The following is a 25,918-nucleotide window of genomic DNA, read 5'->3' on the forward strand; positions in this document are numbered from 1 at the left end:
GCATGCAAAACCGCACCGGTTTTTCCGAGTCACCTCAGCCTCTTGCCTGGTTCAGGCGCTTTCGAGGACCCGAAAGCTCCTTCGGGACAGGCACCGGAAACATGCAGGTGCCCGGATACGGGCTTCCCTGCGCGAAAAGATTCCCATGAGAGGCGTCATGTGCGATATTCACCGCAAATCGCGAGAAACAGCGCACATCCCGAGGCAGACGAGACATATGGCCAAGAAGCCCGATCTTCCGCCCCCGCCCTATCTGGGCCTCGATCCCGAGGCCGCGGCGGCGAAGCTCCCCGATCCTACCGACACGTCAAGATTCGCCAAGGCCGCCGCCTTTGCCGCCCGCGGCCGCGACGACCTGGCCCGCCGCGGCTACGCCCCAGACGGCAAGAAGCGGCTGCGCAAGTTCTCCACCTGGGAGATCACCCGCTACCTGATCCCGGTCGCTCCCGCCCATCTGCGCCGCGTTCTGAAGAACAATCCCGACCTGCCGCAGGGCGAAGGCATCGGCGGCTCGAAATGGTTCACCCTCGAGGAGGTGCTGCGTCTGCGCGCCCATCTCGCCGAGGGCGGCACCAAGGACTACCTGCCCTACCGCCCCGCCGGACTGCCTGCCAAGGTCGTCGCGGTGGCGAATTTCAAGGGCGGCGTCGGCAAGACCTCGACCGCGGCGCATCTGGCCATGTCGGCGGCGCTCGACGGCTACAAGGTGCTGGTGATCGACCTCGACAGCCAGGGCTCGATGACCTCGATCATGGGCGGCCAGGTGCCCGATGAATGGAAGACCGTCTTCCCGCTCGTCGCCCGCGACTATGCCCGCTCGGTCGCGCAGGAGAACGCCGTCCGCGAGGCCCGCGGCGAGGCCCCCCTGCCCCTCGACGAGACCCTCTCGGCTGCCGCGCAGACCAAGCCAGAGGATGTCATCCAGCCGACCCACTGGCCGAATATCGACCTGATCGGCGCGCAGCTGAACCTCTACTGGGCCGAGTTCCAGATCCCGGTCTGGCGGATGGCGCTGCGGCAATGGCCGCTCTGGGACGCGCTCGGCAATTTTCTCGCCGATGACGGCATCCTCGACAAATACGACATCATCCTGCTCGATACCCCCCCGGCGCTCGGCTACCTGACGATCAATGCGCTGGCCGCCGCCGACATCCTGCTGGTGCCGCTCGGGGCGAGCTTCCTCGAATTCGACTCCACGGGGCGGTTCTTCGACATGCTCTATTCCACCTTCGCCTCGATCGAGGACGGCGAGAACTCGGCGCGCCGCGCTGCCGGGCTCGACGAGGTGAAGTTCGAATGGGACGTGGTGCGCACCATCATCACCCGCTTCGACACCGGCCAGCAGGCCGACCTTGCGAACGTGATCCAGGCCTATTTCGGCGATTTCATGAATGCCCACCGCCAGGATTTCACCGCCCTGGTCGGCCAGGCCGGCGAGCAGGTGAACGGCATCTACGAGGCCGATTACCGCCAGTTCAACCGCGAGACCTATGTCCGCGGCCGCGAGGCCTTCGACCGCACCTATGCCGAGCTGAAGGAGATCCTGATCGGATCGTGGTGGCGAGACGCGCAACTGGCCCGCGCGGCCGAGTGACGGAGACTTAGCACATGGCAAAACGCACCCGGCTGACCGCCCCCTCCGCTGCCGAGCTCTCCGAGCTCGAGGCCGGTTTCGCGGCGAAACCCTCGGCTCCGGCCTCGCCGCGCGGCCCCGGCATGATGCCCCCGATCGCTCAGGTCGCCGCCGACGCGGCGGCCCGCACCGATCCGCGTAGGGCACGGCATTGACGCTGCGCACCAGCTCGCGCGCCGGGCGCATCGGCGCCTCGGCGGTCATCGCGCTCCGCAGCGCCGCGGCGACCTTCCAGACCGCCAGCGACAGCGCCCCGAAGCTCAGCGCCGTCAGCACCAGCCCGACCATGATCCTGCGCAGAAATCCCATCCGTCACCTTGTGCTGCGGCGGGCGGCGTCCCGGCCCGTCGTTTCCGTCCGAGGCGCGGAAGCCCGCGCCATCGCAACGCTAACGGATGATTCCATACATTCCGTCGCGGGTCGCGCCCCTTTTTTTGCCCTCTGCCCCCGGTTGCGGCGCAATCGCGTCAATTCCCCGGCTTTCCGGGCGCGGCGCCCCGCCCTACCCTTGCCGGGCGGCGAAGGAGACAGCCATGCAAGACGACCCCTGGGCGGGACTGCTCAATCCCGGCGAACGCATCCTCTGGCAGGGCCAGCCCGACGCGAAACCGGATTTCCGCGCGCTGAAGCCGCTGAAGCTGGCGGTCGGCGCGGTCTTCGCCGCGATCGGCATGTCGGTCTGCGGCATGGGGCTGGTGCGGATCGGCGGCGGCGAGGCGGCCGGGCTCATCCCGGCGCTGTTCGGCCTGGTCTTCGTCGCCGCGGGTGCGCAGGGGGCGGGGCAGGCGGTCGAGCTGATCGAGGAGGCGGCGCCGGAGCCGCTGCCCGAGCCGGTTGCCGACAACCGCCAGGCGGATGCGATCTCGGCGCTGGTGAACCTGGGCTATTCCATGTCCGAGGCCGCGACCGCCGTCGCCCGCGCCGCGCAGGACGATCCCGAGGCCGGCACCGCCCATCTGATCCGCGCCGGGCTGAAATCGCTGGCGCCGAAGGGATAGGGCGATGCAGAAATTCCTGACGCTGCCGGACATCTTCAGGCGCTGCGGCATCGCCCCGGCGGACGTGAATGTCATCCTGAATTCTCCCGGCGACACCGAGATGCCGATCCGGCGCGCGCTTCTGTCGGTCGCACGCAACCGGCCGGATGCTTTCCGCGAGTACCAGTCCTCCCATGGCGGCCCGGCAACGCGCGCGCTGCTGAACGGGCGGCGCCATGTGGCCAGCTTCGGCCTTTTGGACGAGAGCATGACGGAGCAGAGCGCGCGGCAGATGATACTGCTCGGATTCTACGAGAAGGGTGATCCGGAGATGCTGCCGGTTGACGAGATCAGGAATGCGCCGGAGATGCGCTGGTTTCAGGACGCGTATGGCTTCCGCTACGCGGAAGGTGTTTCCGGAGAAGAAATGGCGCGGTTCGACCTCCGTCCCGCGCCGCAGATGGACAGCTATCTGTTCCGCCTGATTTGTTTGGTCCGGTTGACGCCAAGCTATGTGCGGAAGGGTGAAAACCTGGAAGTGCCAGTTTCGGGCATTCTGGACGAGCCGGGGGCGGGGGCGGGATGAGCGATCCCCTCCAGATGACCCCGGAAGAAACGCCGGAGGACCGCGACCGCGCGCTCCGGCCGCGCCAGCTCGAGAATTTCATCGGCCAGGCCGAGGCGCGCCGCAACCTTGCGGTCTTCATCCAGTCCGCGCGGCAGCGCGCCGAGGCGATGGACCACACGCTGTTCCACGGCCCGCCCGGTCTCGGCAAGACCACGCTGGCGCAGATCGTCTCGAACGAGCTCGGCGTCGGTTTCCGCATGACTTCGGGCCCGGTGCTGGCCAAGGCGGGCGACTTGGCGGCGATCCTGACCAATCTCGAGTCCCGCGACGTGCTCTTCATCGACGAGATCCACCGGCTGAACCCGGCGGTCGAGGAGGTGCTCTATCCGGCAATGGAGGATTTCGAACTCGATCTGGTGATCGGCGAGGGGCCTGCCGCGCGCACCGTGCGCATCGAGCTGCAACCCTTCACGCTGATCGGCGCGACCACGCGGCTGGGGCTGCTCACCACGCCGCTGCGCGACCGTTTCGGCATCCCGGTGCGGCTGCAATTCTACACGGTCGAGGAGCTGACGCTGATCGTCAGCCGCGGCGCGCGGCTCCTGCAGGTGCCCTGCGATCCGGACGGCGCGGTGGAGATCGCGCGGCGCGCCCGCGGCGAGCTGCGCCGCGGCAAGGTCGAGGCGCGGCCGATCAAGGGCACGCTGCCGCGCCATCCCGATCCCGCCGAGGACCGCGCCGCCGCCGAGGCGCTGGCCGCCTCGGAAAAGGACCGCGCCGAGAACGTGATGATCGTCGACCTGATGCGCAACGATCTCAGCCGGGTCTGCCGTCCGGGCACGGTCGAGGTGCCGGAGCTCTGCACCGTCGAAAGCTATGCCTCGGTGCATCACCTGACCTCCGCCGTCACCGGCGAGCTGGCCGAAGGCGAGGACGCGCTGAGCCTGCTGGCAGCGACCTTCCCGGGCGGCTCGATCACCGGCGCGCCGAAGGAACGCGCGATGGAGATCATCCGCGCCATCGAGGCCCGCGACCGCGGCGTCTATTGCGGCGCGATCGGCTATCTGGGCTTCGACGGCGACATGGATCTGAACATCCCGATCCGCACGGTGATGATCGGCAACGGCCGCGCGATCGTGCAGGCCGGCGGCGGAGTGACGCTCCTGTCCGAGGGAATGTCGGAATATTCCGAGACTCTGGACAAGGCGGCCCGTATCTTCGACGCGCTTGCCCCCTTTGCCCGCGAAGACCGATGATCCTGCTTCTCGACAACCATGACAGCTTCACGCACAACGTTGCGCGCTATTGCGCGGAGCTCGGGCATGACGTGCGGGTTGTCCTCAGCGACCGGATCGCCCTTGCCGAGATCGAGGCGATGGCCCCGGCCGCGCTGATCGTGTCGCCCGGCCCGGGCCGGCCCGAGGATGCCGGCGTGTCTATGGCGGCGATCCGGCGGTTCTCGGGGCGGCTGCCGATCCTCGGCGTCTGCCTCGGCCACCAGGCGATCGGCGCGGCCTTCGGCGGCCGACCGCGGCCTTGCCGCGCTGGCCCGCGACGCGGCGCGCGCGCTGCAGGCGCTCTGCGGCTTCGGCAGCGTCATGGTCTACCAGTTCCAGCCCGACGCCTCGGGAAAGGTGATCGCCGAAAGCCGGCTCGACGGCGAAAGCCGCTATGACGGGCTGATGTTCCCGGCCTCGGACATCCCGGTCCAGGCCCGCGCGCTCTACAAGCGTTCGCTCCTGCGGCTGATCGCCGACGTGGCCGACGAAGGCAGCCCGGTCCTGCCCGGAATCACGCCCGGGGGCCGCCCGCTCGACCTGTCGCTGGCCGTCACCCGCGCGGTCTCGCCGATCCATATCGAATACCTGAAGAACATGGGGGTCGAGGCCTCGATGTCGGTCTCGATCATGAAGGAGGGCGAGCTCTGGGGCCTGTTCGCCTGCCACCATGACAGCCCGCGCTACATCGATTACGAACGCCGCACCGCGATCGAGATGTTCGCGCACATGTTCTCCTACGAGCTGATCCGCTTCGAGGATGCGCAGCGCAAGAAGGCCGAAAGCGACGCCTCGCGGCTGCAGACGCTGCTGATGGCGCAGATGGCCGACGGGCGCGACCTGGCGACAAGCCTGATGGCGGTCTCCGAGGAGATCGGAAACGTCATCCCGCATGACGGCATCGTGCTGTTCGAGAACGAGAATTTCCATGCCCGCGGCCGCACGCCGACCGAGGAGGAATTCCGCTCGCTGGCGCGCTTCCTCGACCGTTCGATCGGCTCGGGCCCGTTCTCGACCGACCGGCTGGGGGCGCTGCACGAACCGGCCCGCGACCATGCGCGGCGCTGCGCCGGCATTCTGGCGATCCCGGTGTCGAAGCGGCCGCGCGACTACCTCGTGCTCTGCCGCCGCGAGATGCGCGCCGCCGTCGACTGGGCCGGCGAGCCGTCGAAGCCGGTCGAGGTCGGGCCGAACGGCACCCGGCTGACCCCGCGGCGCAGCTTCGAGATCTGGACAGAGACGGTGGAGGGCCGCTCCGCCCCCTGGTCGGCCGAGGAACAGCACACCGCCGAGCTGCTGCGCGTGGTGCTGCTGGAGATCTTCCTGAAGATCACCGATGCGGCCAATCTCGAACGCAAGCGCGCGCAGGAGCGCCAGCAGCTGCTGATCTCCGAGCTGAACCACCGGGTGCGCAACATCCTCAACCTGATGCGCGGGCTTCTCGCGCAGTCGAAGAATTCGGCCCGGACGCTCGAGGAATTCACCGAAAACCTCGACGGCCGCATCCAGGCGCTGGCCCGCGCCCATGACCAGCTGACCTCGGAGCAATGGGAGCCCGCCTCGCTGCGCGCGCTGATCCAGTGCGAATTCGAGGCCTATGCCGCCTGCGCCGCGCGGGTCGAGATCGAGGGGCCGGACGCGCTGGTCGCGCCCGCGGCCTACACGACCATGGCGCTGGTGCTGCACGAGCTGGCGACGAATTCCGTGAAATACGGCGCGCTGCGCGAGGCCGCCGGAAAGGTTCTGGTGCGGCTGGAAGCTGCGGAGGACGGCGCGCTGCGGTTCTCCTGGACCGAACGTGGCGGCCCGCCCGTCAAGCCGCCCGCACGGCGCGGCTTCGGCACGATGATCATCGAGAACTCCATCCCGCACGAGCTGAAGGGCGAGGCGGAAATCGACTACCGGATCACCGGGATCGAGGCGCGCTTCCTGCTGCCCGCCTCCGCCATTGCCTCGATCGAGGGCGCCGCGGCGCTGCCGGCGGCAGGCGGCGCCGCGACGGAGGCCGGGGATTTCGCGCTCTCGGGAAGCGGTCTCGTGCTCGAGGACACGCTGATCATCGCCATGGATGCCGCCGGGATCCTCGAGGATCTGGGGGCGGAGGACGTCAAGATCTTCTCCGGAGTGAAGGCCGCACTCGATTATCTGGGCGGCACCGCGGTGGATTTCGCCGTGCTCGACGTCAACCTGGGCGAAGAGCAGTCGGTCGCCGTGGCCGAGACGCTGGCGGCGTCGGGCACGCCCTTCGTGCTGGCCACCGGCTATGGCGCCGCGCCCGAGCTGATTGCCGCCTATCCGCCCTGCGTCGTGGTGCAGAAGCCGTTCTCGGCTTCCTCGCTGCGCACCGCCATGGCCCGGGCCTTCGACGCACGAAAGTGAACGCTTTAACTCGCGGAGGCTCTTGGAAAGCCCCGCGAGTTTCAGTTAAAGTGTTCACGTTTCCGTGTGGGAGGGCTGACATGTCCGTCATCGACAGCAAGGCGCTGCTTGCCGCCCAGTCGGCGTCGGCTCTGCTGGGCTTTCTGGCGCGCAGGACAGGCCTGCGTGCTGACGTGCTGCACCGCGACGGTCTTGCCGTGGCGGCGGGTGGCGACCGAGCAGGCGCCGCGGCCTGGGCAGAGGCCTGGACCGGCGCGGACCATGACCGCGCCTCCCCTGCCCGCGCCGAAGCGCGCCGCGCCCGCCGCCAAGGCCGGGCCGAAGCCGCTCTCCGTCGACGGCACCCGCATCGGATCGCTGCGCCGCACGCCCAAGGGGGTCAGCATAGACCTCGGCGACGGGGCATTCGCGGATTGGGTCGAGGCAGAGGCGCCCGGCCTGGTCAAGGAGCTTCACGCGCGCTGGAAAGCGCACGGCGAAGGCTGAGGCAGAAACGACAGGCAGGAACAGGAGGCACGACAGAGGCAAAGAAAAGGTCCCGCAAAGACGACGCTCCACGAGACCCTGACTTGTTTTTCGCACTCTCAAGCTAGAGGTCGGAGCCCACCGCCGCAAGTCCAATCGGATTTGGGGAGCGGGCTTTTTTGTCTTCGTGACAGAAATCATGACTTACATGCCGATAACGCCCTTCCGGCGAAGGGTGGATGCTGTCCATTTGGACGCTCATCGCGAGGCTGCGGCCGCGCGCAACGCGGAAGCCGTGGACAAATGGGAAGCCCTGCGCACCCTCGCCGCTGCCCGCACCGATTACGGGCTCTCGGACCGCGACCTGTCCGTGCTTCAGGCCCTGATCAGCTTCCATCCCTCAGCGATGCTCGGCGAGACCGCCGAAGCGCCGGTGGTCTTTCCCTCGAACCGGGCCCTCTGCGAACGGCTGAACGGCATGCCCTGCTCCACCATGCGGCGGCACTTGGGCAAGCTGGTCTCCGCAGGCGTGATCCGCCGCCGCGACAGCCCGAACGGCAAGCGCTACGCCCGCCGCTTCGGCGCGGAGAAACTCGCCTTCGGCTTCGACCTCACGCCGCTGCAGCACCGCCTCCCCGAATTCCGCTCGGCTTCGGCCCGTCTGCAGGCCGAAGCCGAGGCGCTGGCACAGCTCCGCCAGACCGTCAGCCTGATGCGCCGCGACGCCGCCGAACTGGCCCTCTACGGCCCGTCCCAGTGCCCTGCCCCTTTCTGGGCCGAGCTCGGCGCGCTCGCCGATGAAACCGCCAGACTGCTGCGCCGCAAACCCGAAACGTCGCTCCTGCAGAGCCTGCATCGCCGGTTGTCCGACGCCCTGGCCCATGCCTCGGCCCTGCTGCATCCGCCTGCAACGGAAGAACTGAACACCAGCCACGCCCCTTATGAGCAGCACATAGAACCCAAAGATAGAATTCAGATAGAAACTGCTGCTGAGCCGGTCTGCTCGCACAGCAAACCTGCCGAGGTTTCAATTGCAGAGACATCAACGGACAAGCATGGCGACAACAGACCCCGATGCCCCTCGCCCCCATCGGTCACTCTTGACGACGTTCTTGCGGCATCGCCCGGCATGGAAACCTATGGCGGGACTCCTATCCGGAGCTGGCCGGATCTTGTCCACGCCTCCGAAACCATCCGCCCGATGCTCGGAATACCGCAAGCAACGTGGAACACCGCAAGATCGGTCCTCGGCGAGATCGGGGCAGCGATATGCCTTGCCTCCATCCTGCAACGCTTCGCCTCGATCCGCAGTCATGGCGCCTATCTCGCCAAACTCTGTGCGATGGCGTCAAAAGGCGATCTCTGCCTTGACGGAATGGTAACCTCCGGGCTCGCTTTGGCCAGAAGGCCGAGTTCACAACTGTGAACGTTGCGAGTAGACTCGTTTGGAACTCCGAGGTCATGTCCCGAATGCGGTAAAAATCCCCGGAAGCGGGATCCGGGCCTGTAGAATCGGCTCTGTTCAGGCCGCGAGATAAACGGACATTGCCGCGAGGGGCTGAGAGAGTTTCCCATCCGCCGACCTTGCGCATAGGCTGCCCCGCAGCGGTTTCCGCGCAAGGCAGCACCGTCCAGGTCTTGATCCGGCGGCGGAATTCCCCGTTCAGGGGCGCTATCACGTTGGCCGTTCCGGCAGATTTCCACTGCGACGGATCAAGCGGGTGAAACTGAAGAGGCGACCGCGCGGCACTTGGGCCGCCATTTGCGCAGGAACATCTTCCGCCTGGCTCGATCCCGGCGGCTGTGCCCGCGCAGCTCATGTCGTGGCAGTCCTCGGTCAGCTCGTCATGCAGGCGCTTGCGGGTATCCGCGAGAAGGTTCCTGTGCTTGTGGACAGTACAGCACTGGATAGGCGAATTCCTCGCCCCCCTCTCGGGACATTGCTACGCATTGCCCTGCCCGGGCAGCGGATCGCCGCCAGCACCAATATGTTCGTGGCCTTGCGACCCAAGCGCCTCTTGATGCCGGTGACGTCCAGGATGAGCCTGATGATATCTTCCTGGGCCAGTTCCCTGCGTACCAGGCGTCCCAATCGACCTTCACCTTCCTCCAGGGCCGGCTGACCACGTCCTTGCTGACGGCCCCTTCGAACAGGCCGAACAGCGCCGCTTCACCCGGCGAGTATTGGTCCCCGCCAGATACACCGCCGCGACCAGAGCCTCGGCCTTCTTCGTCAGCCGACTGTAGCGCGGCAGCGTCTTCGAGCGCCATTCGGTGACCTTGCCAATCTCGTCCTCAATTCTGGCGCGCGGAAGCTGCACCGTCTCGGTTCTGAATGTGCCAGTCAGCGGTCGGTCCCGGTACCCGTGGCGGTAACTCTTCGGCGCACCGTCGCCGCGGCCATAGCGGCAACTCCCGATGAAGGCCTCTCATTCTTCATCGAACATTGCCTCTATGGTGGCGCGGACGTTCGCCCGAAGGCTATCCTCGCTCGGGTCGAACCCGGCCTATCTACCAATAGCGCAAAGCTCCCAGCGTCGTAAGCTCGGTCATGGCGTTCTGGCCTGCCTTCGGACCGGTGGCAGGCAGGCGCTCACTCTCCTTGGGGGTTGCAGTCGCCGGTTAGGTGAGCTTCAGGTCACCCGGGGATTGCGCCGCCATCCAATTTTCACCACTTCCGAAACACGACCAACCCCGAAGGTCAAGTTCACAGCTGTGAACCCGGATCAACACTTTCAGACTATATCTCGCACAGGTTCTGCAACTTCGCAAAGCTACGCTGATATATGTCAGATTCATCAGGATGCAGCGGATCGACAGCGATCCTGAAACGTTCATAGCATTCCTGTGGGACCTGCCCTGTGGTCCGTCGAGGCAATCGGGCTGCCGACCCGCTGTCGCCGTGGCTTCTCCGCGGCCTAAGCGAGGCGGCCGTCGAGCTGATCCTGATGGAGATGCGGCAGGTCAAGGTGGTGCCAAAGGCGGCACACTACATAGAGCAGTCATTGCACGGAGCCCTGCGCAATTTAGGGATAAAGCGCGGTCCTGTCGGTAAGGCAGGGCAAAGGGCTCTACGAAGCACGGGGCCGCGAACTGATCGCGGAGAACTTCGCGCTTGAGACGTCCGCGTCGGCCATCCTGAAGGTCCTGGCGATGCTGCGCGACAGGCTGTCTGCACTGGAACTCCGGGTGCTCGAGTTTCCCTGGCAGGACGAGGCAGGCCGACTGAGGATGACGATGCGCGGCGTCGGCGCCGTGATCGCTTTTGCATGCGCGCGGCGATCAGCGACCCGGCCCGGTTCTGCTCGTCGCGAGATGTGGGGCCATGTGTCGACCTGACGCGCGGTGGGAACAATCCGGCGAGCGCGACATCGCCGAACGGATCACCAAGGCAGGGGATGCCGGATTGCCGACGGCACTCTTCAACGCGGTCACTGTGATGATGCACCACGCGAGGCCATTCTGGCCCAAGGCATGGGGCACCCGGGTTGCCAGAGACCGCGAGGCTTGAAGCGTACAACGGTAGCTGTGGCACAACGGATTGGGGGGGTGCTACATTGGATGTGGCTGGATGGCACCGAGTTCCGCCTGCGCGCGATCCGGTCCGTCTGCCCCCTAACACTCGAGCCTCCAACCGACAAAGGAAAAGGAACAATCCACCTCCTGGCGGGGTCCGCCCTGCCTCGACGAAGTTCAGACCGGGACGCGGCTTTCGGAGACGCCAGACATGTGCCTGCCACCGGACCTTCAGTCCGAGCGCGTTTTCCAGATGCGCGCTCGGGCACCGATCTAACCGACATCATGTAGGCGGCCTGCGCGCCGACCACGGACGGAAGCATTTCACCGGTGGGGGGCAGGAAACGATGGCGCTGCGGAAGGAGCACATGGAGCTGCATAAGACCAATGGGGCCGTCGGCGCGGGCAGCGCTCCGATGGTTCGTATCTCTGCGCCGCCCGCGCCTCGCGTTCCACAGCCAGCCTCGCAATTGCTGCAGCCTTGCTGCGCAGATTCTGGATTGACGTCCGGTGCCGCGAGACGGAAGCCTCATGTATCGGTGCGCGATGGCCCCTTCGTCGTTGCTCTCCAGAATGAGCGCGCCGACGAGGCGGACAATCGCAGCATCGTTCGGGAGTGAGGGGCCCGAAATTCACAAGACAAGGGCATGACGGCCACCCGTCCGAAGGAATGCCCGAACCCCGACGATCCCGGCGCGGCGCTTGATCTCGCGTTGCATTCGTTCCAGCGGGTTGCGGATGCGATCCGGTGCCGGTGCACCTTCGAGCGTTTGCGCCGGTCTGCGCGGCGGCGAACTGTCCTGGGCCAGAACGGACGGTGCCCCATGCAGTCCGCGACGTCCTTGCGGCGCTTCTGAGCAACCTTGCCGCCGCGCTTTTGGGGATGGCTCGCGATGCCGCATTCCAAATCTCTGTTACGGGTGCGCAGGAGAAGACCGCGCTGCTCTGGCAAGAGGCCGTGGCTGAAGCCCGCGGGCATGACGCGCCAACGCATATTCTGAAGACCCAGCCCGGCGTGCTGCCGAACGGCATCAACCTTTCGGACAGCGTCGAAAACGAGTTCTTCTGAATGACCTTCTGCCGCGAGATGAGCACCGGGACTGCGACGGTGGCGATTGCCGATTTCAAGGGCGTGTGCAGTCTCGTGGTGACGCGGTTTGGGCGGCGCTGAAGCGCGGACACGCGGCCTCTGCATGACGCCGCTGTACATTGTTCTGACGGCGCATAAAGCGATGCGGGCGGGGGAGACCGGGGAGCGCATTTGGCCGCGCTCCTCGAGGGGCTTCTTGAGGACTTGGCATCGGCGGAATTGGACGGCGTGCGCGAGCGGGTCAGGCTGCTTGAGCCTGGTCTCGGGGTCGGGCGGAGGGGGCCAGTGTGCGGGCCGCGGCAGTGGCAGTTACCGGACACTTTTCTGCGTGGCATAGGGCGGCGGTTCTCGGGGATATTTAAGGATATAGCGCCGCATCGAACCAATTGGCAAACATTCCCGGCCTGTCTTCGGCAGAAGATCTCGGCCTGCTTGGCGCTGGACCTGGCCCGGCTCCGGCGCGCCAAAGGCCCCGGGGAAGCGCTTGACATGCTGTCCGCGGACGGCAAATGTGCGCCTCACGTCAGGGGAGTCCCGCCGAGGGGACTGAGAGGCTGACAGGGGGAAACCCCGGTGACGCGACCCTTCGAACCTGACCCAGTTGATGCTGGCGTAGGAAGACCGGAGGTGCTTGTCCTGACCAGGGGACGGTCCTTTCGGGCCGTCATGGCCCTTCCAGGGGCGTGAAGGCCCCTTTCTGCTTCACGTGCCAATCGGGTCTCATCCGCAGGAGGAGACCGAGATGAAAGACACCGTTCCCGCAATCACCACCGGGCCGCTGCCCGGATCCCGCAAGATCCATGTCACGGGAGAGCTGCACAAGATCCGGGTGCCGATGCGCGAGATCGCCGTGACCGGCGAAGCGCCCCTCTGCATCTATGACAGTTCCGGCCCCTATACCGATGCCGGGGTGACGCCGGACATCGCCGCCGGGCTGGCGCCGCAGCGCAGCTGGCTCGCCGGGCGCGCCGATCTGGAGGAAACCGGGGGGCGCGCGGTCACCGCAGCCGATAACGGATTTGCCTCCGGGTCGCGGCTGGTGCCGGACTTCCCGGTCCGGCGGCCGGGGCGATCGGGCGCAATGCGCCGCTGTCGATGGCGGCGTCGCTGTCGATGATCCGCAGCCTGCGCAGCGGCGGCGGTCTCGCTCTGGCGCTGGCCCAGGAATTCCGCTTCGGCTACCGGGCGGTGATCGCCGGGGATCTGGCCGAGGGGATCCGGGCGCGCATCATCGACCGCGATGCGGCGCCGGCCTGGCAGCATGGCAGCCCGGGCGGGGTGCCGGATCTGCATGTGTCCGAGATGCTGGCGCCGCTCGGCGGGGACGAGCTGGCGCTCGGACAGGTTTACTGAGGACGGGCAGGGCCCGCGAAGGAACGGAAGACGCAATGGAGCACGTGGTGGTGATCGGGGCCGGACAGGCCGGGTTCAGCCTGTCGGCAAAGCTCAGGACCGAAGGATTTGCCGGGCGGATCACGCTGATCGGCGACGAGCCGGAGCCGCCCTACCAGCGCCCGCCGCTGTCGAAGAAGTACCTGCTCGGCGAGATGGAGAAGGAGCGGCTCTATTTCCGTCCGCCGTCCTTCTACCGGGAGCAGGGCATCGACCTGCGGCTGGGCGCGCCGGTCACGTCGGTCGACCGCAGCGCGCGCACCGTGTCGCTCGGGGAGGAGACGATCTCCTGGGACACGCTGGCGATCTGCACCGGCGCGGAGCCGGTCCGGGTTCCGGCGGAGCAGGGGGGCGGCCTGGGCGGCGTCTACGCGATCCGCAAGCTTGCCGATATCGACGCCTGCGGGGACGAATTCGCGGCGGGGCGGCGGCTGGTGGTGATCGGCGGCGGCTATGTCGGGCTGGAGGCGGCGGCGGTGGCGCGGTCGAAGGGGCTCGAGGTGGTCCTGCTGCAGCGCTCGGAACGGATCCTGCGCCGCGTCGCCTCGGCCGAGACTGCCGCCCATATCCATGCGCTGCATGACAGCCGCGGCGTCGATATCCGGGTGAATGCGCCGATCGCGAGGCTGACCGGGACGGGGCGGGTCGACGGGGTGGCGCTTGCCGACGGCACGCATGTCCCGGCGGATTTCGTGATCGCCGGGATCGGCGCCAATTGCGTGCCGCATCTGGCGGTCGAGGCCGGGCTGTCGGTGGCGGGCGGCATCCTGGTCGACGCCTTCGGGCGCAGTTCGGACCCGGCGATCTGGGCGGCGGGCGATTGCGCCGAGTTCGCGTTCCGCGGCGCGCCGACCCTGCTGGAGAGCGTGCAGAACGCGGTGGACCAGGCGGAGACCGTCGCGCGCAACATCATGGGGGCGGGGCTGGCCTACGAGCCTGCGCCCTGGTTCTGGTCGGACCAGTTCGACCTGTCGCTGCAGATCGCCGGGCTGAGCCGCGGCCATGACCGGGTGGTGCGGCGTCCGGGCGCCCGCGAGGGCTCCTGCTCGCATTGGTACTACAAGGGCGCCACGCTTCTGGCCTGCGATGCGATGAACGATCCGCGGGCCTACATGACGGCGAAGCGGCTCCTGGAGGCGGGGCGGAGCCCGGCGCCGGAGCTGGTGGCGGACCCGGCGGTGGAACTGAAGAGCCTTCTGCGCTGAGGCCCGGGCTTGCCCCTGGCGGCTTTCCGTCTGGGGCATCTTGATTTTGTGTCATGGCCTTGGGTTTGCGGCATATTTTGATGCTGCGGCGCGGCTTCCGCTGGGTCACGCTCATTTTTTGCGTTTTTCGTCGAGAATCGAGTTGCGGCAGCGGGTCCGGCGGGCCGGCACCCCTGCCGCGCAGCTACACCGGCACGCCCGGCGTGACCGACATCCATGCCCGGTTCGTGCCGCTTCTCGACGATGCCGAACCGCTGGCCACGCTGATCGGCTTCGAGCCCGGTGCGGGCGGCGACCGGATGGCCATCACGCTGGAGGAGGGCCTGTCCGGCCGGCTGGTGGTGCGCCAGGAGGGCGGCGATGCCTATGTCTATCTAGCTGAGCCGGGCGTCACCGACCTCGGCTTCGCGCGGCCGCTCTTCCGGCTTGCCGCCACGGATGCGGCGGCGCTGGTGGCGGAAAATTTCGGCGGTGCGGATTTCGACGCGGCGCTGGGACGGGATATCGAAGGCGGCGGCGATCCCGACCAGCTCGAGAGCGGCTGGGGCGATGACCGGCTCCTGGGCCGCGGCGGCAGCGACACGCTGGGGGGCGGGCCGGGCAATGACCGGCTTTCCGGCAACGACCAGAACGATGTCTACGACTTTGCCCCGGGCTTCGGCGACGACACGCTCGCGGATGACGGCTTCGCCTTCTATTCCGGCGCCGACCGCATCCGCTTTGCCGAAGGGCTGGCGGCCGCGGATCTCGAGGTGCGCGCCGAGGGCGAGGATCTGGTGCTGTCCTTCGCGGGCCAGCCGGGCTCGATCCGGCTGGAGCGCACGCTGACCAGTTCGCGCAACCGCGTCGAGAGCTTCGAATTCGCCGATGGCACGGTGCTCGGCCATGGCGAGGTCGCGGCCATGGCCTGGGTCCCCGATGCCTCGGACCAGGCCTTCCGCGGCAGCTACGATGGCGAGGTTCTGGCGGGCGGCGGCGGCAATGACAGCCTCCATGGCCGCGGCGGCAGCGACACGCTGGCGGGCGGGCCGGGCGCCGACCTGCTCTCGGGCAATGACGACAGCGATGTCTATGACTTCTCCCCGGGCTTCGGCCAGGACACGGTCGCCGATGACGGCTTCGCCTTCTATTCCGGTGCCGACCGCATCCGCTTCGCCGAGGGCCTGGACCTCGCGGATCTGCGGGTCCGCGCCGAGGGCGCCGATCTGGTGCTGCGCTTCGAGGGGAGCGAGGACCGCATCCGCATCCCGGCGACCCTGACCAGTTCGCGCAACCGCATCGAAAGCTTCGAATTCGCCGACGGCACGGTGCTCAGCCATCAGGAGCTGACCGCTCTGGCCTGGGTCGCGGACGAAGAGGACCAGCGCTTCGAGGGCAGCTACAGCGCCGAGCTTCTGGCGGGCGGCGGCGGCAATGACAGCCTCTACGGCCGCGGCGGCGCCGACACGCTGGAGGGCGGCACCGGCAATGACTGGCTCGCGGGCAATGACGACAGCGACCGCTACGAGTTCGAGGCGGGCTTCGGCCAGGACACGGTCGCGGACAATGGCTTCGCCTTCTATTCCGGTGCCGACCGCATCGCTTTCGGCGCAGGGCTCGACCCGGCCGATCTGCGCGTGGAGGCCACCGACCGCGACCTGATCCTGTCCTTTGCGGGCCGCGAGGACCGGATCGCGATCCCCGAGACGCTGGTCAATTCGCGCAACCGGATCGAGGCGGTCGAGTTCGCCGACGGCACGGTTCTCGCCCATGCCGATCTGGCAGCGATGGCCTGGATGCCGGGGGACGGCGACCGGGCGGTCTGGGGCGGCTACGATGCGGACGCGATCCCGGGCGGCAGCGGCAACGACACGCTGCAGGGGCGCGGCGATGCCGACACGCTGGACGGCGGCACCGGCAACGACCTGCTCGTCGGCGGCGATGCCAGCGACACCTATGTCTTCGCGCCGGGCTCCGGCCAGGACACGGTGTCCGACAACGGCTTCGCCTTCTATTCCGGTGCCGACCGCGTCCTGTTCGGGGCCGGGCTGGATCCGGCCGATCTGCAGGTGCGCCCCGACGGCGACGACCTGCTGCTGTCCTTCGCCGGGACCGAGGACCGGGTCCGGCTCGACCGCACGGTCAGCGGCGGGCGCTACCGGATCGAGACGGTCGAATTCGCCGACGGCACGGTGCTGGACCACGCGGCGCTGGTCGCCATGGCGGCTGCCGATCCCGGGGACGGCGTCTTTGCCGGCGGTCCGGAGGCCGACACGCATGACGGCGGCGCCCACCGGTTCCGAAACGGCAGACGGAAGGCCCGCGGCATGGCGCTACCCGACGCGTCCCGCGGCGGGCCGCCACCCGGGACCCTCCGCGACAGGAGACAGGGCGCAGGCACGGCCGTGAGCACCGGCGGGCGCTGCAACTCAATGCTCCGGAATGGCCGGCACATCAGGCTTCAAGGAACGCAGGTGCCCCCCGGAGCGCTGCGGCAACGCACCCGGCGACCGGGGGAACGTCCTCTGCCCGGCCCGGTTTGCGGCACAGCTACCCAGTGCCGCAACCATGCAGCCGCCGAATTTCCCGATCGGATATGACCCTTTCCCGACGCGGCAGACGCCGGGGGCAGCCGGAACCGGGATATCGGCCGCTTTCCTGTCCTGCCCGGCTGCGGGGGCGGTCCGCCGGGAGCGGGACCAAAGGACGCGATCCGCCGGGAGGCAGGCCGAAACCGCACGCCACAGCGCCGGACATTCCGGCCGGCCTGTGCCATCCGCCCGGCCTTGGAGCTCGCTTCGACCTGAAAAGCAGGCGCCATTGCTTCGCCGAAATCCCGTCCAAGCGGTCTCCGAGCCGCCCTCTTGCATCCGCCCCGAAAATCCGTCGCCAGGGCGGCCGGGGACACCGGTCCGCGCTCGCCGAACAGCCCGCGGCACATCGCCAAGGCAGAAGGCACGCACCCGGCGGCAATCTGGGGCAAGGCGCAAGGTTCTGGCGGCCCCGGCCGCGGGACGGGCCGGGGCGCCCGGCAACGGCGTCTGCCTGCAGTTTCCGCCACATCCGGGACCGGACCGGATTGCATGCAGGGCAGCGCCGTGACAGGGTCCGCCGCGCTCCGCAGCCAAGGACGCCATGCCCGGCTCTCGGCCTTCCCGCCCAGCCCGCGCCGCGCACTGCAGCACCTGCGCGAGCTGCGCCGCGGCAGCCGCCGCACCCACCTGTCCCACAACCCGCTGGGCGCCTTCATGGTGTGGAACCTGTGGTTGACGCTGGCCGCAATGGCCGCGACCGGCTACATGATGGGCATGCTCCGCTTCTTCGGCATGGATTGGGTGAAGGACATGCACGAGCTCGCCTTCGACTGGCTGATCCTCTCGGTGATCCTGCATCTCGCGGGCGTCGCCTTCGACAGCTGGCGCACGCGCGTGCCGCTGGTGCGCGCCATGGTCACCGGCCGCAAGTCGATTCCCCACGGGATCGAGGCCGAATGATCCGCGCCCTGGTCGCCAGGCTGGGATGCGACCGGCGGGCGGCAACGCTCGCCGCGATCATCCTGCTGCAGGCGCTCTGCGTGGTCTATTTCATCACCGACATCGTCGTCGACCTGACGGCCGGCACCGCGGAATCGCGCGAGCCGGTCCACATGGCGCTGGAAACGGTAGCCTCGCTGGCGATGTGCGCGGGAGTCGCGATGCTCTGGATGCAGCTCAGGAGCCTGCTGGCCGAGCTCGACGCGCTCGACCGCGGCATCCGGATGGCCCGCGGCGAGGTCGCCCAGCTGGTGGATGCGCATTTCGACCGCTGGACGCTGACGAAATCCGAACGCGACGTGGCGCTCCTGCTGCTGAAGGGGCTGGACAACAAGGCGATTGCCGACATGCGCGGTACCGCGCCCGGCACCGTCCGCGCCCAGACCGCGGCGATCTATGCCAAGGCCGGGGTGGAGGGCCGCGCCGATCTGTTCTGCCACTTCATGGAAGAGCTGATGTCCGGGAAATAGGCGCCGCCCGGCGGATGGCCCCCGGCAGGCTTGCCCCGGCACCGGAGGTCCAGAGCCGTCAGCCTCCGCCCGGGCCGTGTTCGGCCGGTCAGGCGGCCGGTGCGCCCGTCCCGTGACGCAGCCCCCCCCCTCGCCCGGCGGCGGAAACGGAAAAGGCCGCCCGGGGCAGTCCCCGCGCGGCCCGTGTCTCAGCTCGCCGAACCTGGGGTCAGGCGAAGAGGCGCTTGTTGAAGAACGGGGTCGAAGCCACGCCCTTTGCCGATTTCGCAGCGCCCAGCACGGCCAGATCGGCCAGCGGCTCGAGCAGGATGACCGACATGTAGGCCGCGCCGAAGGAGGCGACGGAGGCGATGTTCGCCGCGCCGAAACCCTGGCCGTAGAAGGCCCAGAAGGCGACCCAGGCGACCACGCCGCCCTGATAGGCGGTCGAGAGCTTCAGCGCCTGGCCGTAGGTCAGGTCGACATAGGCGGTATCCGGCGCGATGATGCGCTTGGCCAGCTCCGAAACCGCCCAGAGCGGCACCAGCAGCGTCGTCACGTTCATGCCGTATTGCGGCAGGTCGAACTGCGCGAAGAACAGCCCCTGCAGCAGCAGCGCCATCGCGAGGCCGATCGAGGCCGCGCCGCCGCCGAACATCAGGAACAGCGTGGAGCCGAGGATGAAATGGACCTCGGAAACGCCGACCGGGAAATGCGGCAGGATCTGGAAGAAGGAGAAGGCCAGCGCGGTGGTCGCCAGCGCAGGCCTGCTGGGCGTCGTTGAAGCGCTTGGAGATCTCGTTGATGACCTCCTGGTTCTTGCCGCCCATGCCGTGCCACCACTGGATCTGGGTGGCCTGCTGCGCGGTGGCGGAGGAAAGCGTGGCGATCAGGGCGATCGCGGAAACCGTGGCCTTGCGGATCATGTCTGTCCCTCGGAAATGCGGCCCCTGCGGGCCTCCGTTTGCTGTTCCGGCGGGACCTAGCGCCGGGCCATGACAGTTTTGCGTCGCCTGGTTGAGGCTTTTGTGACGTTTGCGTCCAAACGGTTTTCCGGGTCTGCATGGCGGGTCCGGCGGTCGGAAATGCCTGCATTTTGGGCGTTTCCCGCGCCGCCGCACGGCCGCGGCCGGAATCTGCCGTCCTGCCGCCCCTGCGTCCGTTGCGGCAATTGCGGGGCCGCCGCGCGGCCGCTAATCCGCTCTTCGGCCATTTCGAACCGCGACTCATTCCTGCCAAGCCATTCCGACGACCCCGGTCCGCGCCGAGACGGCGCCGCAGCCGGGTCCCATCCCCTCCATTCCGCTGCGGCCCTGTCATGTTCTTCGACCCCGGTTCCCTTGCTCCCTACCTGTCGCTCGGCCTCGTCGCCTGCGTCTTCGCCGCCTTCCTGGCCGAGCGCTGGCCCTCCGATGTCGTCGCCTTCACCGGCGCGGCGGCGGCGCTGGTTCTTGGCCTTGCCGGCCCCGATCAGGTGCTGGCCGCGATCGCCAACCCGGCGCCCGCAACGATCGGCGCGATGTTCGTGCTCAGCGCCGCCTTGGTGCGCACCGGCGCGCTCGAGGCGCTGGTCATTTCTCCTCGGCGGCGCGGCCCCGGCCCAGCGGATCGACATTGCGCGGCGCCTCGCCCCCGGCCAGCCCCTGCCAGTCGAGCACCTGCCGCATCAGCACCGCCTTGCCGACGCAGATGATCGCGGGCGGCTCCAGATCCGAGGCGGCGATATCGGCCTCGACGGTGGCGAGCCGGGTCTCCAGCACCTTCTGGCGCGGCGTGGTCGCATCCGTCACCACCGCGACCGGGTCTTCGGGGTCGCGCCCGCCTGCGATCAGCTCGGCCGAGATCCGGCCGATATGCTTGACGCCCATGTAGATCACGATGACCTGCGCGGCCTTCGCCAGCGCCTGCCAGTCGACCGATTGCGGCGTCTCGCCGGTCTGGTCATGGCCGGTGACGAAGGCGACGGTCTGGTTGATGTCGCGATGGGTGACCGGGATGCCGGAATAGGCGAGCCCGCCGATCCCCGCCGAGATGCCCGGGATGATGCGGATGTTGACGCCGTGCTGCACCAGCGTCTGGGCCTCCTCGCCGCCGCGGCCGAAGACGAAGGGATCGCCGCCCTTGAGGCGCAGCACCCGCTTGCCGTCGCGCGCGAGGTCCACGAGGCGCAGCGAGATGTCCTTCTGCACCGAGGACGGCTTGCCGCCGCGCTTGCCGGCATAGATCTGCTCGGCGTCCGCGCGGGCCCAGTCGAGGATCCGCGGATCGACGAGCGCGTCATAGACGATCACGTCGGCCTGGGAGAGCGCGTTGAGCGCATGCAGCGTAAGGAGCCCGGGATCGCCCGGTCCGGCCCCGCAGAGCCAGACCCAGCCGGGTTCCATTTCGGGCCAGTCGCCCGGAGGCAGGGGAAAGCGGTCGGTCATCCCGCCTTATTTGCGGGAAGCCCGCCGCTGCGCAAGGGGGAACCGTGCCGCGCCCGCGGGCTGTGCAGGAGCTCGGTCCGGCCGATCGCCCAGAGCAGCGGCGGGGCATCGGCCGTCTCCGCCAGAAGCGCGGGATAGTCGGGATCGCCGAGGCAGATCAGCCGCGCGCCGCATCTGCGCGCTGCCTTCATTTCGGCCCGCGCGGCTTCGGCCGGGCAGGGCTCGTATCCGGAGACGCCTGCCGCGCGGGCGACCTCGGGCAGGGCATCGAGCGCCGCTTGGGCGGTGCCGTGCTCCTCGATCAATCTGTGGAATGTCGCCACCCCGACCCGTCGGGATCGAAATAGGCGGAGCCACGATAACCTGTCTTCTTCCAACTTGGGTGGGGTGAGGGGTGTGGGGATGGAAGAATACAGTGTTTTGGTCATCGCAGCTCCGCCCGAGGGGTGAAGCCAACATGGCGGTCTTAAGGTTAACCGCGGGTGAACGGACGCGGGCCCAATCGAGAAAAAATGGAATCTCCTGCTTTTTTATGATCCCGCGCCACCGACCGTCAGGCCGCCCATCAGGAGCGTCGGCTGGCCCACGCCGACCGGCACCCACTGCCCGGATTTTCCGCAATTGCCAATTCCGGGGTCAAGTTCCATGTCGTTTGCGATCGCACGGATTCGCTTCATCGCCGCGGGACCGTCGCCGATCAGCGTGGCGCCGCGCACCGGCGCGCCGACCTTGCCGTCCTTCACCCGGTAGGCCTCGGTGCAGTTGAAGACGAACTTGCCGTTGGTGATGTCGACCTGGCCGCCGCCGAAGCCCACCGCGTAGATGCCGTCCTTCAGCTCCGACAGGACCTCGGCCGGGGTCGCCTCGCCGCCGGTCATGTAGGTGTTGGTCATCCGCGGCATCGGGATATGGGCATGGCTCTGGCGGCGGCCGTTGCCGGTGGATTTCGTGCCCATCAGCCGCGCGTTCTGGCGGTCCTGCATGTAGCCGACGAGGATGCCGTCCTCGATCAGCACGGTGCGCTCCGAGGGCGTGCCCTCGTCATCGACGGTGATCGACCCGCGGCGGTCGGGAATTGTGCCGTCGTCGAGCACGGTCACGCCCTTGGCGGCGACCTGCTGGCCCGTCAGCCCGGCAAAGGCGGAGCTGCCCTTGCGGTTGAAATCGCCCTCGAGCCCGTGGCCGACCGCCTCGTGGGGCTCAGCGAAGCGGCGGTCGCGGCGGCGCTGGCCGCGCTGAAGCCCTTCGGCCGCCTCGTCGCCAATGCGGTGACGCTCGAATCCGAGGCGCTGCTGCTCGATCTCCATGCCCGCCATGGCGGCATGCTGCGCCGCATCTCCGTCGCCCGCGCCGAGCCGGTCGGGCCGTTCCGGGGCTGGAAACCCGCCATGCCCGTCACCCAGTGGAGCCTCAGCACATGACCGGAACCCTGCATGGCGTCGGCGTAGATACATGAAGGAGCCGTAGAAGAACGGGTCGCCCTCGCAGAGCACGACGACATCCTCGCCGCTCTCCAGGATCGCGGCCAGCTCCGCGGCGGCGCGGTCATAGACCTCCTGCGCCGGGNAAGCGCTNCGGCCCGCATCGGGATGACGATCGGGATCTCGCGCACGCCCTCGGGCAGGTAGCCTGCCACGATCCGGCGGGCGAAGCTGTCGCCGCTGTCGGGCGCNCGGATAGGCGATGGTGGCGGCCGAGGAGATCAGCCGGTGCGCCTTCAGCGTCATCAGCTCGGGATCGCCGGGGCCGCAGACCTCGCCTTGCGCCGCCTCTTCGGCAACGGCGGCCGCCGCGGCGAAGTCGAGACCCAGAAGCGCCGCCATCGCGCCGATGCCGACCGGCACCGCCGCCTCTCCCCGGCATGGCCGCCGCCGATCAGCAGCCCGCGCAGCGCCCCGGCCAGCTGCAGGTGCATCGGCGCCGCCGCAGTCCGGTCGAGCCCCAGCCCGAACAGCGCCGCCTGAAAATTGGACCGATGCTTTTTGTCCGGATTGGCCATGTTACCATAGCCAATAGCGCGCTACCCCGCAGCGGTCCAGAGTTCGAAGGAGTCCCGCCATGAGCGACAGCCTCGCCGTCACCGACCGTTCCCGCCTGCGCCGCGCCCATGCCCGCGGCGCCTTCGACCGCGAGACCGTCCATGCCATCCTCGACGCCCAGCCGCTGTGCAGCGTCGGCTATGTCATGGACGGCACGCCCTATGTGACGCCGACCCTGCAATGGCGCGAGGGCGACCATGTCTACTGGCACGGCTCCTCGGCCAGCCGGGCGCTGCGCGCGGGCAAGGATGCCCAGGTCTGCCTCAGCGTGTCGATCCTCGACGGCTTCGTGCTGGCGCGCTCGGGTTTCCACCATTCGGTCAATTCGCGCTCGGTCACGCTGTTCGGCACCGCCTTCAAGGTCGAGGACCCCGACGAGAAGCACGCAAAGCTGATCCGCTTCGTCGACGGGCTGTTTCCCGGCCGCTACGGCACGCTGCGCCCGGACCATGCGCAGGATCTGAAGGCCACGACCGTTCTGGGGATGAGAATCGAGGAGGGCGCCGCCAAGGTCCGCACCGGTCCGCCCGGCGACGAGGAGGAGGATTACGCCCTGCCGATCTGGGCCGGGGTGATCCCGGTCGCCACCACGGTCGGCACGCCCGAACCCGATCCGCGCAACCTGCCCGGGGTGGACATGCCGGAACATGTGCGCGGGTTCCGCCTCGGCTGAGCCTCAGGCGCGGCGCAGCGTCTCCAGCGTCGCCTGCGCCTCCGCCGCGAGGCAATCGGCGACCTTCGAGGCGATGCGCGGCAGGCTGCGCCGCGCATTGACCGCCATCGAGATGCTCTGCGCCGCGATCTTCTGGCCCTCGACGGGGAGCGCCACGGCGCGGCCGTCGAGAAGTTCCGGCGCGGCGTCCATTTCCGAGGTCAGCGCGACATGGCTGCCCGCGGTGACCAGCTGCTTCAGCAATTGCAGCGAGTTGGTCACGACCGGCGGCGGACCCTCGGAGAAGATCCAGGAATGGCGCGCCTCGAGGATGCGGCGGATCGCGAGCGCCCGGCTCTGCACCACGATGGCATGCTCGCGCACCTCCTTCAGCGCGACCGCGCCGCGCGCCGCCAGCGGATGCGACGGCGCCACGACGCAGCAGAGCGGCAGCTCGGCCGACCAGAGCACGTGGAAATCGCGGTGCGGCCGCAGGTTGAAGGCCAGCACCATGTCGCACTGCCCCTCCTCCAGCGCCGCGGCGGCATCGTCCGGCGTCGCCACCTCGACATCGACCCGCACCCGCGGATAGCGCGCCGCGATCTCCGCAAGGAAGCGCGGCACCAGCCCGTTGACCAGGCTGTCCATCGTCGCCAGCCGGATATGGCCCAGATCCACCCCCTGCATCTGCTTGACGTCCGACAGCAGCTGCGCCTCGTCCGCCCGCCAGCGCTGCGCCAGCAGCACGAACATTTCGCCCGCCGCCGACAGCGCCATGCCGCGGGTCTGCCGGTCGAAGAGCTGCACGCCCAGCCGGTCCTCCAGCAGCTTGACCTGCCGGTCGATCGCCGAGGCCGCGATGCCGGTCGCGCGCGAGGCCGCCTGGATCGAGCCGTGCTCGGCCACCGCCTCGACATAGAGCAGCCCCCGCGGGACCAGATGGAGCGCCATGGTCATCATCCTAATTTCGAGAATGGATAATTGCCCACAATGTCATGGATGGCAATGATGTCCTGCGGCTAAGGTCGTGACGGAAGACAAGGAAACCGCCATGACCCCCGCCCTGAGCTGCCTGAACACCGCGCCCCGCGCCGATGCCCTGGCCATGATCGCCCCGCTTGCGGAGCGCTCGCCCTGGGTGGCGGAGGCGGCGCTCGACGCCCGCCCCTACGAGAATGACGAGGCGCTGGCCCGCGCGCTGGTCGAGGCGATCCGAGCGCTGATGGGCTGCGATGCCGGGCTGGTGGCCTGGCGGATCACCGCCGGCCGGCTCGAGGCCGCGCTTGTGCTGGCCCCCGAGGTCCCCTTGGGCAAGGCAATGGCAATACTGCCGCTCCTCGGCGTCGGCTTCCAGAACGCGCTCGGCGTGATGGCGCCTCCGGAGGTCGCGGTGCATCTCGGCTGGGACGGCGGCATCCGGGTCAACGGCGCCGCCTGCGGGCGGTTCCGCTGCATGGCCTCGACCGGCGATCCGGCAGCGGTGCCCGACTGGCTGGCAATCGGCTTCTCGCTGCCGCTCATTCCCGACAGCGACCGCCCCGGCGACCGGCCCGACCAGACCTCGCTCTATGCCGAGGGCTGCGCCGATGTCGCGCCCGCCGCGCTGATCGAGGCCTGGGCGCGCCACAGCCTGAGCTGGATCAACCGCTGGGAAAGCGGCGAGACCCGCGCGCTGCATGCCGACTGGCGCGCGCTGGTGCAGGAGATCGGCGAGGAGGTGGTGCAGGACGGGATCGGCGGCACCTTCCTCGGCGTCGACGAGGATTTCGGCATGCTCCTGCGCGACGGAGACACCACGCATCTAATCCCGCTGACCACCCTTCTGGAGCCCGCCCCGTGAAACTTGCCCGCGCCATCCATTTCGACGAAAGCGACACCCGCGTCTTCGCCTCGCCGGCGCGCACCGGCGAATGGTGCATCGCCGGCGGCTTCGAGTTCTCGGACTGGACCGAGGGCGACCTGACCGGCAAGGCGCGCCAGGCCTTCGCCAATGGCTGGCTCGGGCTCGAAACCTTCGGCCGGGTCACCTTCGTCGCCGTCACCGCCGTCGAACCGGCCGAGATCGAGGCGCTGGCCGACCTGCTGGCCGGACATTTCGTGACCTATTACGGCGCCCCCTCGGCCGAGGCCGCGCGCCCCGTCGCCCGCGAGGAACTGGCGCAGATGGCCGAGCTCTGCGAGGACCACGCGCCGAACACGCTGCTGACCGTCTCGCGCGAGCTGACCTCCGCCGGGGTCCGCGAGCAATACCGCGCGATCGAGCCGGGCGAGGCCGATCTGGGCCAGTTCGCCATTCACGGGTCGCTCGACGAGCCGCACGGACATTGAGGATCGCCCG

The 25,918-nt window shown here is 68.5% G+C and carries 22 protein-coding genes and 6 pseudogenes; 21 read left to right on the plus strand and 7 right to left on the minus strand.

What is annotated here, in order from left to right; all coding sequences use genetic code 11:
• The first annotated feature begins 217 nt into the window (after positions 1 to 217).
• From C7T91_RS05835 to repC, 9 genes are all read left to right on the plus strand, one after another.
• Entirely contained in the window at positions 218 to 1,594 is a 1,377-nt protein-coding gene (locus C7T91_RS05835) for an AAA family ATPase (RefSeq protein WP_108258354.1), read from the plus strand.
• 14 nt (positions 1,595 to 1,608) lie between these two features.
• Positions 1,609 to 1,788 (plus strand): hypothetical protein, encoded by a 180-nt coding sequence (locus tag C7T91_RS05840; RefSeq protein ID WP_201741970.1) that lies wholly within the window; start codon positions 1,609 to 1,611, stop codon positions 1,786 to 1,788.
• Positions 1,789 to 2,166: 378 nt separating this feature from the next.
• Positions 2,167 to 2,631: a Holliday junction ATP-dependent DNA helicase RuvA gene (locus C7T91_RS39100; protein WP_407943249.1), complete on the plus strand. Its 465-nt coding sequence runs from the start codon at positions 2,167 to 2,169 to the stop codon at positions 2,629 to 2,631.
• Positions 2,632 to 2,635: 4 nt separating this feature from the next.
• Entirely contained in the window at positions 2,636 to 3,196 is a 561-nt protein-coding gene (locus C7T91_RS05850) for a hypothetical protein (protein ID WP_108258356.1), read from the plus strand.
• Entirely contained in the window at positions 3,193 to 4,434 is a 1,242-nt protein-coding gene (gene ruvB / locus C7T91_RS05855) for a Holliday junction branch migration DNA helicase RuvB (RefSeq protein WP_108258357.1), read from the plus strand. The genes C7T91_RS05850 and ruvB overlap by 4 nt, the downstream gene beginning before the upstream one ends.
• On the plus strand, positions 4,431 to 4,853 hold the full coding sequence (locus tag C7T91_RS38355) for an anthranilate synthase component II (protein ID WP_330848811.1): 423 nt from the start codon (positions 4,431 to 4,433) through the stop codon (positions 4,851 to 4,853). Before ruvB ends, C7T91_RS38355 begins: the two co-directional genes overlap by 4 nt.
• Entirely contained in the window at positions 4,777 to 6,834 is a 2,058-nt protein-coding gene (locus tag C7T91_RS05865; protein ID WP_330848812.1) for an HWE histidine kinase domain-containing protein, read from the plus strand. Before C7T91_RS38355 ends, C7T91_RS05865 begins: the two co-directional genes overlap by 77 nt.
• A gap of 261 nt (positions 6,835 to 7,095) precedes the next feature.
• Complete coding sequence (locus C7T91_RS05870; RefSeq protein WP_108258359.1) at positions 7,096 to 7,320, plus strand: hypothetical protein; 225 nt, start codon at positions 7,096 to 7,098, stop codon at positions 7,318 to 7,320.
• A gap of 166 nt (positions 7,321 to 7,486) precedes the next feature.
• Positions 7,487 to 8,725 carry a plasmid replication protein RepC gene (repC, locus tag C7T91_RS05875; RefSeq protein WP_145962790.1) on the plus strand — a complete coding sequence of 413 codons (1,239 nt, stop codon included), beginning with the start codon at positions 7,487 to 7,489 and terminating at the stop codon, positions 8,723 to 8,725.
• 299 nt (positions 8,726 to 9,024) lie between these two features.
• Here the strand turns inward: repC and C7T91_RS05880 are convergent.
• Positions 9,025 to 9,817: pseudogene (locus C7T91_RS05880) on the minus strand (transposase); the annotation flags it as partial.
• Positions 9,818 to 11,632: 1,815 nt separating this feature from the next.
• Between C7T91_RS05880 and C7T91_RS33315 the strand changes: the two are divergent.
• From C7T91_RS33315 to C7T91_RS05920, 7 genes and pseudogenes are all read left to right on the plus strand, one after another.
• Positions 11,633 to 11,884, plus strand: coding sequence for a hypothetical protein (locus tag C7T91_RS33315; RefSeq protein WP_108258361.1), 252 nt, complete (start codon positions 11,633 to 11,635; stop codon positions 11,882 to 11,884).
• Between the two features lie 763 nt (positions 11,885 to 12,647).
• A pseudogene (locus tag C7T91_RS05895) lies at positions 12,648 to 12,968 on the plus strand (phosphomethylpyrimidine synthase ThiC); the annotation flags it as partial.
• 32 nt (positions 12,969 to 13,000) lie between these two features.
• The gene (locus C7T91_RS05900; RefSeq protein ID WP_108258363.1) at positions 13,001 to 13,258 is read left to right on the plus strand and encodes an enoyl-CoA hydratase/isomerase family protein; all 258 of its coding nucleotides are present in this window, start codon (positions 13,001 to 13,003) and stop codon (positions 13,256 to 13,258) included.
• 35 nt (positions 13,259 to 13,293) lie between these two features.
• Positions 13,294 to 14,502, plus strand: a complete 1,209-nt coding sequence (locus C7T91_RS05905; RefSeq protein ID WP_108258364.1) for an NAD(P)/FAD-dependent oxidoreductase — start codon at positions 13,294 to 13,296, stop codon at positions 14,500 to 14,502.
• A gap of 203 nt (positions 14,503 to 14,705) precedes the next feature.
• The gene (locus C7T91_RS05910; RefSeq protein WP_161555754.1) at positions 14,706 to 17,081 is read left to right on the plus strand and encodes a calcium-binding protein; all 2,376 of its coding nucleotides are present in this window, start codon (positions 14,706 to 14,708) and stop codon (positions 17,079 to 17,081) included.
• Positions 17,082 to 17,579: 498 nt separating this feature from the next.
• The gene (locus C7T91_RS05915) at positions 17,580 to 17,975 is read left to right on the plus strand and encodes a cytochrome b/b6 domain-containing protein (protein WP_236638000.1); all 396 of its coding nucleotides are present in this window, start codon (positions 17,580 to 17,582) and stop codon (positions 17,973 to 17,975) included.
• Positions 17,972 to 18,484, plus strand: a complete 513-nt coding sequence (locus C7T91_RS05920) for a helix-turn-helix transcriptional regulator (RefSeq protein ID WP_108258367.1) — start codon at positions 17,972 to 17,974, stop codon at positions 18,482 to 18,484. Before C7T91_RS05915 ends, C7T91_RS05920 begins: the two co-directional genes overlap by 4 nt.
• Before the next feature lie 208 nt (positions 18,485 to 18,692).
• Here C7T91_RS05920 and C7T91_RS05925 read toward each other — a convergent pair.
• Positions 18,693 to 19,226, minus strand: a pseudogene (locus tag C7T91_RS05925) (energy-coupling factor ABC transporter permease); the annotation flags it as partial.
• Between C7T91_RS05925 and C7T91_RS31400 the strand changes: the two are divergent.
• Together C7T91_RS31400 and C7T91_RS38360 are read left to right on the plus strand one after the other, a co-directional pair.
• Positions 19,144 to 19,449: a hypothetical protein gene (locus C7T91_RS31400; RefSeq protein ID WP_145962792.1), complete on the plus strand. Its 306-nt coding sequence runs from the start codon at positions 19,144 to 19,146 to the stop codon at positions 19,447 to 19,449. The pseudogene C7T91_RS05925 and the gene C7T91_RS31400 sit on opposite strands and share 83 nt — an antisense overlap.
• 332 nt (positions 19,450 to 19,781) lie before the next feature.
• Positions 19,782 to 19,976: pseudogene (locus C7T91_RS38360) on the plus strand (SLC13 family permease); the annotation flags it as partial.
• 58 nt (positions 19,977 to 20,034) lie between these two features.
• Here C7T91_RS38360 and cobA read toward each other — a convergent pair.
• From cobA to C7T91_RS40330, 4 genes and pseudogenes are all read right to left on the minus strand, one after another.
• Positions 20,035 to 20,889, minus strand: coding sequence for a uroporphyrinogen-III C-methyltransferase (gene cobA / locus C7T91_RS05930; protein ID WP_108258369.1), 855 nt, complete (start codon positions 20,887 to 20,889; stop codon positions 20,035 to 20,037).
• The gene (locus C7T91_RS05935; RefSeq protein ID WP_330848813.1) at positions 20,886 to 21,317 is read right to left on the minus strand and encodes a hypothetical protein; all 432 of its coding nucleotides are present in this window, start codon (positions 21,315 to 21,317) and stop codon (positions 20,886 to 20,888) included. The genes cobA and C7T91_RS05935 overlap by 4 nt, the downstream gene beginning before the upstream one ends.
• Positions 21,318 to 21,419: 102 nt before the next feature.
• Positions 21,420 to 22,085: pseudogene (locus tag C7T91_RS40325) on the minus strand (TldD/PmbA family protein); the annotation flags it as partial.
• A 255-nt stretch (positions 22,086 to 22,340) separates the two neighbouring features.
• Positions 22,341 to 22,712, minus strand: a pseudogene (locus C7T91_RS40330) (SAM-dependent methyltransferase); the annotation flags it as partial.
• A gap of 235 nt (positions 22,713 to 22,947) precedes the next feature.
• Between C7T91_RS40330 and C7T91_RS05955 the strand changes: the two are divergent.
• Positions 22,948 to 23,601, plus strand: coding sequence for a pyridoxamine 5'-phosphate oxidase family protein (locus C7T91_RS05955; RefSeq protein WP_108258371.1), 654 nt, complete (start codon positions 22,948 to 22,950; stop codon positions 23,599 to 23,601).
• A gap of 3 nt (positions 23,602 to 23,604) precedes the next feature.
• Here the strand turns inward: C7T91_RS05955 and C7T91_RS05960 are convergent, their stop codons facing one another.
• Positions 23,605 to 24,531: a LysR family transcriptional regulator gene (locus C7T91_RS05960; protein ID WP_161555756.1), complete on the minus strand. Its 927-nt coding sequence runs from the start codon at positions 24,529 to 24,531 to the stop codon at positions 23,605 to 23,607.
• Positions 24,532 to 24,631: 100 nt separating this feature from the next.
• Between C7T91_RS05960 and C7T91_RS05965 the strand changes: the two genes are divergently transcribed.
• Entirely contained in the window at positions 24,632 to 25,420 is a 789-nt protein-coding gene (locus C7T91_RS05965) for a DUF4444 domain-containing protein (protein ID WP_269100059.1), read from the plus strand.
• Complete coding sequence (locus C7T91_RS05970; protein WP_108258373.1) at positions 25,417 to 25,908, plus strand: DUF6505 family protein; 492 nt, start codon at positions 25,417 to 25,419, stop codon at positions 25,906 to 25,908. Before C7T91_RS05965 ends, C7T91_RS05970 begins: the two co-directional genes overlap by 4 nt.
• Positions 25,909 to 25,918: the final 10 nt, after the last annotated feature.

This window comes from Mangrovicoccus ximenensis, assembly GCF_003056725.1.
GTDB classification, from domain to species: Bacteria; Pseudomonadota; Alphaproteobacteria; order Rhodobacterales; family Rhodobacteraceae; genus Mangrovicoccus; species Mangrovicoccus ximenensis.